Source organism: Lentzea sp. NEAU-D7 (assembly GCF_026242055.1).
GTDB lineage: Bacteria > Actinomycetota > Actinomycetes > Mycobacteriales > Pseudonocardiaceae > Lentzea.
The window spans coordinates 21,238-35,953 of sequence record NZ_JAPJDL010000010.1 but is presented as its reverse complement, the minus strand read 5'-3'; the positions used below and the strand labels follow the sequence as shown (position 1 = coordinate 35,953).

At 68.3% G+C, this 14,716-nt stretch carries 13 protein-coding genes and 2 tRNA genes; 5 read left to right on the top strand and 10 right to left on the bottom strand.

Annotated elements, in window-relative coordinates:
- The first annotated feature begins 58 nt into the window (after positions 1-58).
- Positions 59-1,300, top strand: coding sequence for a sensor histidine kinase (locus ORI60_RS21020; protein ID WP_416234483.1), 1,242 nt, complete (start codon positions 59-61; stop codon positions 1,298-1,300).
- On the top strand, positions 1,288-1,929 hold the full coding sequence (locus ORI60_RS21015; protein ID WP_170176439.1) for a response regulator transcription factor: 642 nt from the start codon (positions 1,288-1,290) through the stop codon (positions 1,927-1,929). The genes ORI60_RS21020 and ORI60_RS21015 overlap by 13 nt, the downstream gene beginning before the upstream one ends.
- Here the strand turns inward: ORI60_RS21015 and ORI60_RS21010 are convergent.
- From ORI60_RS21010 to ORI60_RS20985, 6 genes are all read right to left on the bottom strand, one after another.
- The gene (locus ORI60_RS21010; RefSeq protein WP_266039431.1) at positions 1,914-2,741 is read right to left on the bottom strand and encodes an amidohydrolase family protein; all 828 of its coding nucleotides are present in this window, start codon (positions 2,739-2,741) and stop codon (positions 1,914-1,916) included. The two genes, ORI60_RS21015 and ORI60_RS21010, sit on opposite strands and share 16 nt — an antisense overlap.
- Positions 2,741-3,217, bottom strand: coding sequence for an SsrA-binding protein SmpB (gene smpB / locus ORI60_RS21005; RefSeq protein WP_189160483.1), 477 nt, complete (start codon positions 3,215-3,217; stop codon positions 2,741-2,743). Before smpB ends, ORI60_RS21010 begins: the two co-directional genes overlap by 1 nt.
- Positions 3,218-3,247: 30 nt before the next feature.
- Positions 3,248-4,150, bottom strand: coding sequence for a permease-like cell division protein FtsX (ftsX, locus tag ORI60_RS21000; protein WP_030481520.1), 903 nt, complete (start codon positions 4,148-4,150; stop codon positions 3,248-3,250).
- Positions 4,151-4,190: 40 nt separating this feature from the next.
- On the bottom strand, positions 4,191-4,880 hold the full coding sequence (gene ftsE / locus ORI60_RS20995) for a cell division ATP-binding protein FtsE (RefSeq protein WP_030470385.1): 690 nt from the start codon (positions 4,878-4,880) through the stop codon (positions 4,191-4,193).
- Between the two features lie 173 nt (positions 4,881-5,053).
- Positions 5,054-6,157 (bottom strand): peptide chain release factor 2, encoded by a 1,104-nt coding sequence (gene prfB / locus ORI60_RS20990; RefSeq protein ID WP_266039430.1) that lies wholly within the window; start codon positions 6,155-6,157, stop codon positions 5,054-5,056.
- 60 nt (positions 6,158-6,217) lie between these two features.
- Positions 6,218-6,718: a PadR family transcriptional regulator gene (locus ORI60_RS20985; protein WP_030470382.1), complete on the bottom strand. Its 501-nt coding sequence runs from the start codon at positions 6,716-6,718 to the stop codon at positions 6,218-6,220.
- 386 nt (positions 6,719-7,104) lie between these two features.
- Between ORI60_RS20985 and ORI60_RS20980 the strand changes: the two genes are divergently transcribed.
- Entirely contained in the window at positions 7,105-7,314 is a 210-nt protein-coding gene (locus ORI60_RS20980) for a hypothetical protein (protein WP_266039425.1), read from the top strand.
- 78 nt (positions 7,315-7,392) lie between these two features.
- Here ORI60_RS20980 and ORI60_RS20975 read toward each other — a convergent pair.
- The 3 genes from ORI60_RS20975 to ORI60_RS20965 form a co-directional block, all read right to left on the bottom strand.
- Positions 7,393-7,466, bottom strand: a tRNA-Met gene (locus ORI60_RS20975).
- Positions 7,467-7,820: 354 nt separating this feature from the next.
- Positions 7,821-7,894: transfer RNA gene (locus ORI60_RS20970), tRNA-Met, on the bottom strand.
- Between the two features lie 51 nt (positions 7,895-7,945).
- Positions 7,946-10,948, bottom strand: a complete 3,003-nt coding sequence (locus tag ORI60_RS20965; RefSeq protein WP_266039424.1) for a UPF0182 family protein — start codon at positions 10,946-10,948, stop codon at positions 7,946-7,948.
- A gap of 94 nt (positions 10,949-11,042) precedes the next feature.
- On the opposite strand from ORI60_RS20965, the gene ORI60_RS20960 reads away from it, so the two are divergent.
- Positions 11,043-11,582, top strand: a complete 540-nt coding sequence (locus tag ORI60_RS20960) for a PPA1309 family protein (RefSeq protein ID WP_266039422.1) — start codon at positions 11,043-11,045, stop codon at positions 11,580-11,582.
- A 674-nt stretch (positions 11,583-12,256) separates the two neighbouring features.
- Here the strand turns inward: ORI60_RS20960 and ORI60_RS20955 are convergent.
- Positions 12,257-13,336 (bottom strand): PDZ domain-containing protein, encoded by a 1,080-nt coding sequence (locus ORI60_RS20955; RefSeq protein WP_266039421.1) that lies wholly within the window; start codon positions 13,334-13,336, stop codon positions 12,257-12,259.
- A gap of 44 nt (positions 13,337-13,380) precedes the next feature.
- Between ORI60_RS20955 and ORI60_RS20950 the strand changes: the two genes are divergently transcribed.
- Positions 13,381-14,694 (top strand): zinc-dependent metalloprotease, encoded by a 1,314-nt coding sequence (locus tag ORI60_RS20950; protein ID WP_266039419.1) that lies wholly within the window; start codon positions 13,381-13,383, stop codon positions 14,692-14,694.
- The last annotated feature ends 22 nt before the right edge of the window (positions 14,695-14,716 follow it).

The window sequence follows — 14,716 nt, the reverse complement described above, 5'->3', positions numbered from 1 at the left end:
GTCCCCACCTCTGACCGGATGGCTGGCCAGATGGTCTCTGACCAGCGAGAACGACAGCATGGACGTCATGAGGAAACCGAACGCGCTCGCAGCCGGGTTCTACCTGCTGACCAACCTGGTGACCGGCATCTTCTGGTTCACCCTCTCCGTCGTGCTCACCGTCGTGGGGTTCGCGACCTCGATCCTCTGGGTGGGTCTGCCGATCCTGTGGTCGGCGATGGCCGTCGCGCGGGGCGGGGCGACGATGGAGCGGGCGTGGGTCAGGGCGGCGTTGCGCACGGACATCCCCCGGCCTTATCGGGAGCTGCCGACCGGCGGCACGTTGTGGGAGCGGTTCAAGGCCCAGTTCACCGATCCGGCGACCTGGCGTGATTTCGGGTATCTGCTGTTGCTGTTGCCCGTCGGTGTCCTGGAGTTCGCGTCCGTCGTCGTCATGTGGTCGGTCACGGCGGCGTTCATCGCGGTGCCGTTCTGGATCGACACGGCGCCGTTCGCGGTGATCGTGGGCGACTTCTGGACCATCGACTCGTTCGCGTCGGCGTTGCCGGTCTCGCTGATCGGGCTGGCGCTGATCCCGTTCGCGGCGCTCGGCACGCGGTGGCTCGGGTCGGTGCACGGCAAGTTCGCGCGCGGCATGCTCGGGCCGACCCGGGCCGACGCGCTGGCGATCGAGGCCGAGCGGTTGTCGTCCAGCCGGGCGCGCGGTGTCGAGGCGGCCGAGGCGGAGCGCCGGCGCATCGAACGCGACCTGCACGACGGGGCGCAGCAGCGGCTCGTGGCCGTGGCGATGGGGCTGGGCCGGGCGAAGTCCAAGTTGGACACGGACCCGGAGGCGGCCGCCGAGCTCATCGCGGAGGCGCACGCGGACGCGAAGCTCGCCATCAAGGAGCTGCGGGACCTGGCGCGGGGCATCTACCCGTCGGTCCTGGGCGACCGGGGGCTCGACGCCGCGCTGTCCGCGCTCGCCGCCCGTGTGCCGATCGAGGTCGACCTGCAGGTCGACGTGGAGCCGCGGCCGCCGACGTCGGTGGAGAGCGCCGCGTACTTCACCGTCGGCGAGGCGCTCACGAACATCACGAAGCACTCCAACGGCACCAAGGCGACCGTGCGGGTCAACAGGGTGGACACGGGGGTGCTGGTCGAGGTCACCGACAACGGTCAGGGTGGCGCGGAACTGCGGCCGGGCGGCGGGCTCGCCGGCCTCGCGGACCGGGCTGCCACGATCGACGGTGTTGTTGTCGTCGTCAGCCCCGTTGGTGGGCCGACCGTTGTTCGAGCGGAGTTGCCGTGCGCGTGGTGATCGCCGAGGACTCGGTGCTGTTGAGGGTGGGCGTGCAGAGGTTGCTCGCCGACGAGGGCATCGAGACCGTCGCGGCGGTGGAGAACGGTGACGACCTCCTCGACGCCGTGACCGAGCACAGGCCTGACCTGTGCGTCGTGGACGTGCGGATGCCGCCGTCGTTCACCGACGAGGGGCTGCGGGCCGCGATCGAGTGCCGCCGCCGCTATCCGGGGCTGCCGGTGCTGGTGCTGTCGCAGTACGTGGAGGAGCGCTACGCCGTGGAGCTCCTCGCGGGCGGCGCGAGCGGGGTCGGGTACCTGCTCAAGGAACGGGTCGCGGACGTGAAGGAGTTCGTCGACGCGGTGCGCAGGGTCGCCGACGGTGGCACGAGCATCGACCACGAGGTGATCACGCAGCTCATGGTGCGCAGCAAGAAGAGCCCCGTCGACAAGTTGACGCCCCGCGAACGCGAGGTGCTCGGGCTGATGGCCCAGGGCCTGTCCAACACGGCCATCGCCGGCACGCTCGTCGTGTCCGACGGCGCCGTGGAGAAGCACGTCGGCAACATCTTCGCCAAGCTCGGCCTGGAGCCGTCGAACTCCGAGCACCGCCGCGTGCGCGCCGTGCTCGCCTACCTCGACAGCTGAAGCAGACGGGCGCCGTTGTCGTGCAGGACCGCCTGCTCGGCGGCGGCGTCCAGGCCCCACGACCTGATGGCGTCGAGCTGCACCTCGTACGGGTACGGGATGTTCGGGAAGTCGGTGCCCAGCACCACCCGGTCCGCGAGGGCCGCGACGCGCACCCGCCAGTCCGCGGGCAGCGGCACCATCTGCTCGGTGAACGGGACGCCCACCATCGTGGTGTCGACGTGCACGTTGGAGTAGCGCTCCACCAGGTCGAACGCGCCCGTGTAGTCCGGCATCCCCGCGTGCGCGATCACCGCGGTCAGCCGCGGATGCGCCTTCAGGACCTCTTCGAAGACGCCGAGCCCGGTGAACTCGCCCGGCATCGGCCCGTCACCGCAGTGCACGACCACGGGCACGCCGGCCTCCGCCAGCTGGCCCCAGACGCCGTCCAGCAGCGCGTCACGCGGGTCGTAGCCGCCGACCTGGACGTGCGACTTGAAGCAGCGCGCACCGGCCTCCAGGGCCTTGCGCACGTACGCCTCGGCGCCGGGTTCCGCGTAGAACGTGCCCGTCGGCACCGCCTCGGGGACCCGCGCCGCGAAGTCGGCCACCCACTCGTTCAGCCACGGCGCCATGCCCGGCTTGTGCGGGTAGAGCAGGGGTGCGAACGCGACGACGCCCAGCTCCCGCAGCGCGGTGAGCCGGGCGTTCTCGTCGGTGCGGTACTGGATGAACCAGTCGACCCCGGACTCGCGCACGCGGTCGAAGTAGGCCCAGACCTTGTCCAGGACGTTCTGCGGCATGAAGTGGACGTGGACGTCCACCAGTGCCATCAGTAGCGACCCTTCAGGGCCCGGCCGTGGGCCTTGGCGATCTCGCGGTTCGCGTCGCGCTTCGCCAGGTCCTGGCGCTTGTCGTAGGACTTCTTGCCCTTCGCCAGCGCGATCTCGACCTTGACGTAGCCGTCCTTGAAGTACATCTGCAGCGGCACGAGCGACAGACCGGACTCCTTGGTCTTGCCGATCAGCCGCTCGATCTCCGCCTTGTGCAGCAGGAGCTTGCGCTTGCGCCGGACCTCGTGGTTCGTCCAGGTGCCCGCGACGTACTCCGGGATGTGCAGCGCGTGCAGCCAGATCTCGCCGTCGTCGACCTGGGCGAAGGCGTCCACCAGGGACGCCCGGCCCATGCGCAGGCTCTTCACCTCGGTGCCGACGAGCTGAATGCCCGCCTCGTAGGTGTCCAGAATGGACCAGTCGTGCCGAGCCTTGCGGTTCGACGCGATGACCTTCTGCCCGCGTTCCTTGACCATGACGACAAGTCTAGGCGGTCGGCAAAATACTTAAAGCCGCACGTAGAGACGGAGTGTCACGTAGCCGGTGGTCGCCGAGATGACTATCGCGACGAGGAACAGCCAGGGCGACACGATCAGGATGTCCAGGTAGCCGATCGGCGGGATGATGCCCGACTCGGTGAGGTTCCTGGTGATCCTGTCGAGGAAGAACGCCTTGAACAGCACGAGGCCGCCGACCGCGGTGACCGAGCCGATGATGCCCGCGACGACCGCCTCGATGAGGAACGGCAGCTGCGTGTACCACCGGGTCGCGCCCACCAGTCGCATGATGCCGACCTCGACGCGGCGGGTGAACGCCGACACCTGGATGGTGTTCGAGATCAGCAGCAGCGCGGCGAACGCCTGGATGAGCGCCAGGATCAGGGCGACGTCCCGCATGCCGTTGAGGCCCTCGAAGAACCGTTCCAGGAACTTGCCCTGGTCGTCGACGCCCTTCACGCCGGGCTTGCCCTCGAAGGCCTGCTTGATGACGTCGGTGCGCTCCGGGTCCTCGAGCTTCACGCGGAACGTGGCCGGGATGGCTTCGGGACGCGCGAGCTTGAGCAGCTCCGGCTGGGCCTCGAAGATGCGCTTGAAGCGCTCGAAGCCCTCGTCCCGGTTCTGGTACACCACGGACTCGACGCCGGAGGTCGCCTCCAGGTTGGAACGCAGGCCCGCGCACGGCTGCTGGGTGCAGTCCTTGTCGTTGGCGCTGACGTCGTTCGTCAGCAGCACGGAGACCTCGAGCTTGCCCGCGTAGTTGGCCTGCATCTTGTCGACCATGCGGACGACGAGCAGGCCACCGCCGAGCAGCCCGAGCGAGATGGCGGTCGTGAGGATCATCGCGATCGTCATCGTGACGTTCCGGCGAAGTCCGGTGATGACCTCGCTGAACACGAAGCTGGTACGCATCGGGGGCGGGGTTCCTTGGGGTTCGGGGGCTTAGGGACGCTTAGCGGCCAACGCCGTAAACGCCGCGCGCGTCATCACGGACGACCTTGCCGTACGAGAGCTCCACCACTCGGCGGCGCATCGAGTCGACGATGCCGTGGTCGTGGGTGGCCATGATGACGGTCGTGCCGGTGCGGTTGATCCGCTCCAGCAGCAACATGATGTCCTGGCTCGTGTCGGGGTCCAGGTTTCCGGTCGGCTCGTCGGCGATCAGCACCAGCGGGCGGTTCACGAACGCGCGGGCGATCGCGACGCGCTGCTGCTCACCACCGGACAGCTCGGTCGGGAACCTGTCCTCCTTGCCGTCGAGGCCCACCAGCTGCAGCACCTCCGGCACCACCTTGACGATGGTGTTGCGGGGCTTGCCGATGACCTCGAGCGCGAAGGCGACGTTCTCCGCCACCGTCTTCGTGGGCAGAAGACGGAAGTCCTGGAACACGCAGCCGATCGACTGCCGCAGGCGGGGGACCCTGCGGCGCGACATCTTGGCGACGTCGAAGTTGGAGACGTAGACGCGTCCCCTGGTCGGCACCTCTTCGCGCAGCAGCAGGCGCAGGAACGTCGACTTGCCGGAGCCGGAAGGCCCGATCAGGAAGACGAACTCGCCCTTTTCCATCTCGACGGACACGTCGTCGAGCGCAGGACGCGTGGAGGTCTTGTAGACCTTGGAAACGTGTTCGAGACGAATCACGAGGCGCGAGTCTACTCATGGCCGGGGTAAAGCCCCCGTTCCGGTTAACTTCCAGCCCCGGAAGGGCGGTTCGGACCTCAACAGGCCGTGGTCGAACCGGTACCGCCCGTCCACGAAAAGAGCACGTCCGGGCCCTTTGCGGGACCGGACGTGCTCTTCGGCTCAGATCAGCTCTAGCCCTGCTGGGACTGCTTGCGCCACCGGATGCCGGCCTCGAGGAAGTCGTCGATCTCCCCGTCGAGCACCGCGGACGGGTTGCCGACCTCGTGCTCGGTGCGCAGGTCCTTGACCATCTGGTACGGGTGCAGCACGTAGGAGCGCATCTGGTTGCCCCAGCTGGAGCCGGAGTCCTTCAGCGCGTCCATCTTGGCCTGCTCCTCCTGACGGCGGCGCTCGAGCAGCTTCGCCTGCAGGACGTTCATGGCCGTGGCCTTGTTCTGCAGCTGCGAGCGCTCGTTCTGGCAGGACACCACGATGCCGGTCGGGATGTGCGTGAGGCGCACCGCCGAGTCCGTCGTGTTGACGCCCTGGCCGCCGGGACCGGACGAGCGGTACACGTCGACGCGCAGGTCCTTCTCGTCGATCTCGACGTGGTCGGTCTGCTCGACGACGGGCACGACCTCGACACCGGCGAACGACGTCTGGCGGCGGCCCTGGTTGTCGAACGGCGAGATGCGCACGAGACGGTGCGTGCCCTGCTCGACGCTCAGCGTGCCGTAGGCGTAGGGGGCGCTGACGCGGAAGGTGGCGGACTTGATGCCGGCCTCTTCGGCGTAGGACGTGTCGAACACGTCGACGCCGTAGTTGTGGCGCTCGGCCCAGCGCGAGTACATGCGCAGCAGCATCTCGGCGAAGTCCGCGGCGTCGACGCCACCGGCCTCGGCGCGGATGGTGATGAGGGCGTTGCGCTCGTCGTACTCGCCGGACAGGAGAGTGCGCACCTCGAGGCTCGCGATCTCCTCGCGCAGCTTGGCGCGCTCGTTGTCGGCGTCGGCCGCCGCCTCGGCGTCCTCGGCCTCTTCCGCGAGCTCGTAGAGCAGCGGCAGGTCGTCGAGGCGCGAGCGCAGGCCGGTGACCCGGCGCAGCTCACCCTGCTTGTGGGAGAGCTGGCTGGTGACCTTCTGCGCCTTCTCCTGGTCGTCCCAGAGGTCGGGGCGGGTCGCCTGCGCCTCCAGGTCCGCGACAGCGGCGCGCAACGCATCGAGGTCCAGCACCGCCTCGATGCTCGAGAGCGTCGCGGAGAGTTCCTTGATGTCTGCTTCGACGTCCGGGTTCACGCAAAAAGATTACGCCAGCACCGGTCGCGAGTCGCGACCGGTGCGTGCTGGCGCTCTCTTCTACGCGGTCGGAATCGCGTCGAGCAGCTTGAGGACGGCCTTCGCGTGGGCGAGACCGAACTCGGCCACCGCCTTGGCGTAGGGGTCCTCCGCCGTCTTGGCCGCGCTCTTCGCGCTCTCCTGTTCCTGACCGTACGTCGAACGCGCGGTCGTGATCAGGGACTCGCGCTGCTTCGCGGTCAGCGAACCGGCGTGCACCAGGCGCAGGATGAGCGGGCTGCGGAGGTGGTCCGGGCCGGGCTCGGACAGCAGCCAGTTCTTGAAGGCCTTCTTGCCCGCGGCAGTCAGCACGTACTGCTGGCTGGACCGCGGTCCCTGCTTGCCGAGGCGCAGCAGGCCCTGGTCGGCCAGCGCGGGCAGCTCGCGGTACACCTGGCTGCGGGTGACGCTGAAGAACGCGCCGAAGCGGTCTCCTGCCTCCGCAACCAACTGGCCACCGGTCTTGGGTCCGTCGTGCAGCAGCCCGAGCAGGGCGGCTGCGGTCGCATTCAGGTCTGACACAACGACAACGTTCCCACGTCTGGGGGAAGCTGTCCACAATGGTCAGCCGTTCTGTCCACAGTGGCTGATCACCGGGCTAGTCTGATGGGCCATGCGGAGCAACGAAAAGTCTCGCTGAGTAAGCGGCAGTTTCCGAGTCTCACGCGTTTGGCCTCTTGACCGTCTGTGTCCATCCCGGATGGAAAAGTCCTTTCGCAGAAACGAAAGTCCTTCGCCCTCACTCGATCGGCGGTACGACTCTCACCGGCCGGAGCCACCCGAATGGACGGTCGGGGCCAACTGTCGCACGACCTGGTGATGTCCGCGCGGACCTCTTTCCTGAGCCCGGCATTCGAGGAAAATGATCATTGCCAGACAGGCGCGGTTGAACACGGAGGTCGGGGACCATGAAGAACCTGAGCTTGAAGTGGCTGGACCACAAGAAGGTGGCGGCGCACACGAGGGCATGGGTGACGGGAGGCATCCCGGAGCAGGCCGGCAAGGACGAGTGCATGGTGTGCGGCAAACAGATCCGCAAGCACCGCACGGTCAACGGCGAGGGCCGCATCTGCTCCAGCATGCTGTGCGCCCAGTACTGGGCGGAGAACATGACCTGAAAGGCCCGGCCACCTCACTGGAACCGGAAAACGCAGAAGGCCGGAGCTAAGTGGCTCCGGCCTTCTGTCTGTTACTAGTAGCGGGGACAGGATTTGAACCTGCGACCTCTGGGTTATGAGCCCAGCGAGCTACCGAGCTGCTCCACCCCGCGCCGCTTCTAGCTTGTCTCACCGTGTTGCTGTCTTGCTGTTGTAAGGAGAACTCTACACCCTCCGAAAACCCATTTTCACCCACCCCCCTTGAGCGTCATTCCCGCAGGTCAACGCCCCGCAGACCCATCCAGCCCGACCAACTCGCCAATCCGCCCGAACGGGCCGGGCCACCGACGGGAGCAAGCCGTCCACGAACAGGATTGCTCTCGCCGGCCGAAGGCGAAGCGACCGAAGCGCGAGATGTTCGGCCAGCCGACGCAGAAGACAAGCCAGGCCGAGTCCAAAGCTCCACCGCCGACGCAAATGCGAAAAAGCCCTGTTCGCGTTTCGCGAACAGGGCTTCCTCAACTTTGTAGCGGGGACAGGATTTGAACCTGCGACCTCTGGGTTATGAGCCCAGCGAGCTACCGAGCTGCTCCACCCCGCGTCGGTAATTAGAACCTTACGCGGGGGGAGCAGCGGAAAGCAAATCGGTAGGTCAGCCGGACGGTGTGGGGCTCGGCACAACCGACGACTGGCCGGTCGGCGGTGCTGCCGGCGCCCCGGTGTTGTACTGCTTGAACCTCTTCGTGGCGTCGTCCAGCTTGGCGTAGGCCTGGCCGAGCTCGGTGAAGTTGCTGCTCTGCTGGGCCCTCTTGATGTCGGCCAGCGCGGCGTCGATGTCGCTGACGGCCTTCTGCAGCTCAGGGCTCAGCGCGCTGTTGGTGGGCGGTGTGGTCGACGGCGGCGTGGAGGTCTGGCCGTTGCCGTTGTTGTCGCTGGGCGGCGGCACGACCGCGCCGGCACCGCTGAGCACCTGGTCCAGCGCCTCGTTCAGCGTGGACGCGTAGCCGACCCGGTCGCCGTACCAGACGAGCACCTTGGACAGCTGCGGGTACGACGTGTTGTTCGACGCGCGCTCGATGTAGACGGGTTCGACGTAGAGCAGCGCTCCGCCCACGGGCAGTGTGAGCAGGTTGCCGTAGACGACGGTCGTCTTCTGCTGGGTCAGCAGGTTGAGCTCGCGGCTGACGTTGTCCGAGGTGAGGAACTGCGTCTGGATCTGCTGCGGGCCCTTCGCGTCCTGGCTCAGTTGCAGGACGCTGATCTTCCCGTAGTTGTCCGGATCGGATCCGACCGAGACGTGGGCCGCCATGAACTCGCGGTTCTCGCGGACGAGCGGGCTGGTCAGCTGGAAGCGGACCTTGCTCGGGTCGCTCGGGTCACCGGCGAGGACGTAGAACGGCGGCTGGGCGTCCCGGCGCTTGCTCGCCGCGTCGCGCTGGGCGTCGGCCGTCGTCACGTTGTCGATCGTCGGGTCCTGCGGCGGTGCCCAGTAGGCGACACCGGAGTAGAAGTCCGACGGCGACGAGACGTGGTACTTCGACAGGATCTGCCGCTGCACCTTGAACAGGTCCTCGGGGTAGCGGAAGTGCTGGCGCAGCTCGTTCGAGATCTCGCTGCCGGGCTTCACCGTGTTCGGGAAGACGCCCATCCAGGCCTTGAGGACCGGGTCCTTGTCGTCGATCTGGTACAGGTTCACCGTGCCGTCGTAGGCGTCCACAGTGGCCTTGACCGAGTTGCGGATGTAGTTGACGGGCTTGTTGACCTGCGAGATCACGACGCCGTCCGCGGTGAGCGAGTCGTTCGTCGCGTCGCCGAGCTGCGTGCGCTGCGCGTACGGGTAGTTCTCGAGCGTGGTGTATCCGTCGACGATCCACGTGATGCGGCCGTTGACGACGGCCGGGTACGGGTCGCTGTCCACCGTGAGCCACGGGGCGACGGCCTGCACGCGGTCGCGCGGCGTGCGCTTGAACAGGATCTTCGAGTCGTCCGCGATCGACTGGTTGAAGAGGATGTTGCGCTCGCCGTAGTACGCCGCGAAGGCGAGCTTGTTGAACAGGCTGCCGATCGGGACGCCGCCGGCACCGGTGTAGGTGTAGGACTTGGCGTCCGTGTCGTACTCGGCCGCCGAGCCGGCCGGGCGGCCGCCGACGATCGAGTAGTCGTTCACGCCGAACAGCTCGCCGAAGTAGGTGCGGGGCTGGTCGACCTTGATGCCGTTCGGGACGTTGCCGACGTCGCCGTTGGACTTGACCTCACCGGTCTTGAAGTCCGGGTAGCCGCCGTTGGACTCGTCGGCGACCGCGTTCACCTTGTTCGCCTCGGCGTAGACGAAGCCGTTGCCGTGCGTGTAGATGAGGTGCTGGTTGATCCAGTCGCGCTGGCCCTGCGGCAGGCTGTCGAGCTTGAGCTCGCGCACCGCGACGATGTAGTCGCGGAGCTTTCCGTCCACTGTGTACCGGTCGACGTCGAGCTTGTTCGGGAAGCCGTAGAACGGCCGCAGCTGCTGGAACTGGGTGAACGTGCGCGAGAGCACCGCCGGGTCGAGCAGGCGGATGTTGCCCAGCGTCGCCGCGTCGTTGGTCTTGACCTGGTCGTTCGTGACGTTCTGCTTGCCCTCGTAGGGCTTCGTCTCGACCTTGTCGTCCGTCAGCCCGAACGACTGCCGTGTCGCCGCGATGTTGCGGGTGATCGACTCGGCTTCCTTCTGGATGGCGTTCGGCTTGACCGAGAACTGCTCGAGCACCGCGGGCCACGCCGCACCGACGAGCACGCTCGACAGCACCAGCAGGACGGTCGCGATGGCGGGGAGCTGCACGTTGCGCATGAACGCGCCCGCGAAGAACGCGACGGCGCAGAACACCGCGATGCACAGCAGGATCAGCTTGGCCGGCAGCACCGCGTTGAGGTCGGTGTAGCTGGCGCCGACGAACTTCTCGTTCTCGTGCAGCAGCAGCGAGTACCGGTCGAAGAAGTACGCGACGGCCTTGAGCAGCACGAACGTGCCGGCGACGAGCGCCAGGTGCAGCCGCGCGGGGCCCGAGAGCTGGCCGCCGCGACCGGCCAGCCGGATGCCGCCGAAGAGGTAGTGCGCGATGACCGCGCCGATGAACGAGACGGCGGTCGTGATGAACAGCCACGACAGCAGCCACTCGTAGAACGGCAGTTGGAACGCGTAGAAGCCGATGTCGTGCCCGAACTGCGGGTCGGTCACGCCGAACGGCTGGGAGTTCAGGAACAGCTGGATCTGCTGCCAGTCCGCCTGCGCCGACGCGCCCGCGATCAGACCGACGAAGACGGGGATGCCGATCGCGAAGAACCGCACCCGCCCCATCACGACGGTGCGGTAGCGCGCCACCGGGTCGTCGGGCCCGGACACCGGCACGAACACCGGCCGGGCCCGGTACGCGAGGAAGAGGTTCAGCGCGACGATGCCGCCGACCACGGCCCCGACGGCCACGAACAGCGCCAGGCGCGTGAGCAGGACTGTGCTGTAGACGTCGCGGAATTTCACCTCGCCGAACCACAGCCAGTTCACGTAGGTGTCGAGCAGCCGCGATCCCGTGATGAGACCGAACAGGAGCACTACACCCACGATGAGCAGTATTCGGCTGCGCCGGGACAGTTTCGGCAGTCCGACCGGAGGCCGTGTGGCCACGAGGCACGCTCCTGGATCGCGGTAAATCGATACGTACGTTTAGTCCAACTCTACGGACGACGCCCTGGGTTCCCGTGAAGTCCGCAGTCTTACGATGACACGCGTGTCAGCGAGTGAAACGCCAGCGGTCATCCTCCCGACGGTCGCCCGCGAGGTTGAGGAGTTCGTAGCGGCAGGCGGCTGGGAGCAGCCACCGCAACTCTTCGCCCTCGTGGCCACCTCAGAGCTGCTCAAGCAGCAACCGGAGCTGCGGGACCAGCTCGACCCAGAGTCGAGCCCGCTGACCCCGATCGCCCAGGACGAGCTGAAGGGCGACCTGGGCGACGCGCTCGCGGGCATCGAGTGGCCCCCGGCCGTCACCGGGTGCGCCCTGGCCCAGGAGATCGTCGTCCTGCCGCCCGAGGCCGAGACCGAGCTGAGCCACGGCGACCTGGACGACGAGGCGGCCCGCCGCTTCGCCGCCGAACACCCCGCCCGCCGCGAGGCGCGCCTGGTGGCGGCGGTGCTGCGCGACGGCTCGGTCTCCTGCGTGCTGAGGCTGCGCGGGACGGTCGAGGTGCCAGAGGAGTTCGTCGAGCACCCCGAACTGGCGCCCAACCTCACCGACGCCCTGCTCGCCACGCTGCGGCCCTAGTCGTCACCTCTCCAGGCTGGCACAACCCCGGCGCCCGATCGCGCCGGGGTTGATGTCGTGGCCTGATGTTCGCGGCAAGCGGACAGCGACGACCGCCGGAAGCACCACCGACCCGGCCGCCCCCGGCGGGACCGACGCGCGGTTGCCGATCTTGTCGGACCCTCTGAGTACGTTGAGATGTAGGGGTTCCCAGGTCAGGGGTACCCCTGCGAAAGCGCGCGCCGACGTCCGCGGCGGGTCGACAACCGCGGCGGGTCGACAACCGCGGCGGGCCTACGACTGCGGCACGGGTCGACGACTGCGGCTGGTCGACGACCATCTGGGGACCAAAGCCTCGCCGACCAGCGAGGCGCACACCGGTCACCGGCGTGAAGCACCCGGCCCACAGGCGGCGACCACTCCGCGGCACGCCGTTCGAGGCGTCGGACAGACACCGCGTCGACCTCCGGCCCCAAGCCAGGCCCGACGACCACCGGGACCGAAGCCTCGCCGACCAGTGAGGCGCGCACCGGTCACCGGCCTGAAGCACCCGGTCCACACGCGGCGACCACTCCGGCACGCCGTTCAAGACATCACCCAAACGCGTCCACCCCCGGACATGCACCGGCCGCGGCCACAGCGGGCCGCGGCCGGGTCAGCCGATCCAGGTGAGCGTCACCCGTCCACGGGCCGGGTCAGCAGCTCGGCGTGTCCTTGCCGGCGTTGAGCGCCTCCAGCGACGACACGGCGTCCGTCAGTTTCTCGACCTTGATCAGCTTGAGGTCGGGCGGTGCCTGCTGCTTCGCGTCCGTGCAGTTGTCGGCGGGCACGAGGAACGCCGTCGCGCCCGCTTCCTTCGCGGCGACCATCTTGAACGCGATGCCGCCGATGGGCTTCACGGTGCCGTCGCCGGTGATCTCGCCGGTGCCCGCGATGGCCTTGCCGCCGTTGAGCTCGCCCGGCGTCAGCTTGTCGACGATCGCCAGCGCGAAGATCAGGCCGGCCGAGGGGCCGCCCACGTCGGAGAGACTGATCTTGATCTTGAACGGCACATCGGCGCGGTCGACCGGCGAGATGCCGATGAAGCCCGCCGGGCGGCCGTCGTCGCGGGTGCCGAGCGTGAGCTGGGTCGACTGGGAGGTGCCGTCCTTCTCGAACGCCACCTCGATGCGGTCGCCGGGCTTGGTGTTCTCCAGCGCGCCGCTCACGTCGGCGGCGCTCTGCACCTGCTTGCCGTTGACCGAGATGATGCGGGCGCCGAGCGGGATGACGTTGTCCGCCGGGCTGCCCTTGGTGACCTGGTTCGCGATCACCATGCCCGGATACTTGAGGTAGTTCAGGGCCGCGACCTCGGCGGCGGTCTGCGACTCGCTGAACGCGCGCTCGTTGTTCTCCTGGACCTGCTGCTCCGACTCACCGGGCTTGAAGAACTCCTCGCGCGGCGCCAGGGCGTAGCGGCCGGACAACCACAGGCCCAGCGCGCCGAACAGCGACACGTCGTCGGTGAGCGAGACCGTCGTCATGCGCAGGGTCCCCTTGGTGGGGAAGGTGTCCTGGCCCTCGACCGACACCACGTCGGCGTCCTTGACCTGGCCGAGCACGTCGTAGGTCGGGCCGGGGCCCAGCGCGACGTACGGGACTCTGGCGAAACCGCCGAGCAGTCCGAGCGCCGCCACCACTAGGAAGCTGACGATCAGCGTCCACGTCCGGCGGGTCAGTCCGCGTTCCCTCGGCGGGGGCGCGGGTGGGGGTGCGGTCGTGACGGTTTCACTCACGGCTGAACAGCGTACGACCATGTCTGTCCGCGTACGGTAGAGGCATGAGTGACGTGCCGTTCGGGTTCAGCCCGCACGACCCCGACGACAAGAGCGGGAAGCCGGGAGACAACCCGTTCGACTTCAGCCAGCTGGGCAACATGCTGAGCCAACTGGGCTCGATGTTGAGCAACGCGGGTTCGTCGAGCGGGCCGGTGAACTACGACCTCGCCAAGCAGATCGCGTTCCAGCAGCTGTCCTCGACGACGACCACGATCGGGTTCGCCGCCGACCAGTCGAGCGCGGTCACCGACGCCGTGCACCTGGCCGAGATGTGGCTGGACCCGGTCACGTCGCTGCCCGCCGGCACCCGCACCACGCAGGCGTGGACCGCGCGCGACTGGATCGAGCGCACGATCCCGACCTGGCAGCGCCTGTGCGACCCGGTCGCGCAGCGCATGTCCGGTGCGTGGGTCGAGGCGATGCCCGCCGAGGCCAAGCAGGCGGCCGGTCCGCTGCTGGCGATGCTCGGCCAGATGGGTGGCATGGCGTTCGGCTCCCAGCTGGGCAACGCGCTGGCCCAGCTCGGTTCCGAGGTGCTGACCTCGACCGACGTCGGCCTGCCGCTCGGCCCCGAGGGCACCGCGGCCCTGCTGCCGGCGAACATCGAGAAGTTCACCGAGGGCCTGGAGCGTCCCGCGTCCGAGGTCATGGTGTTCTTGGCCGCCCGCGAGGCCGCTCACCAGCGCCTCTTCACGCACGTGCCGTGGCTGCGGCAGCGCCTGCTCGACACCGTCGAGGAGTTCGCCAAGGGCATCAAGGTCGACACCTCCGCACTGGAGCAGCTCGCCGGCCAGATCGACCCGTCGAACCCCGCCTCCATCGAGGAGGCCATGAGCTCGGGCCTGCTCGAGCCGCAGACCACCCCGGAGCAGAAGGCGGCGCTGAACCGCCTCGAAACGCTCCTCGCCCTGGTCGAGGGCTGGGTGGACGTCGTGGTCGACGCCGCCGTCTCCGACCGCCTGCCCGGTGCCGCGGCCCTGCGCGAGACGCTGCGCCGCCGCCGCGCCTCCGGTGGCCCGGCCGAGCAGACGTTCGCGACGCTCGTGGGCCTGGAGCTGCGCCCGCGCAAGCTGCGGGCCGCCTCGGCCCTGTGGAAGCTGATCGGCGACCAGCACGGCGTCGAGGTGCGCGACAGCGTGTGGGAGCACGCCGAGCTCGTCCCGACCGCCGAGGACCTCGACGACCCGCTGGAGTTCGCCGAGCGCCTGACGAACACCCGCAACGCGCTGGAGGACCCGATCGCCGAGCTGGAGCGCACCATGCGCGAGGGCAAGGCCGAGGACGGCGGCAAGCCCGACAAGCCGGAAGAGGCCTGACCAGCACCCGAACACGTGAAGC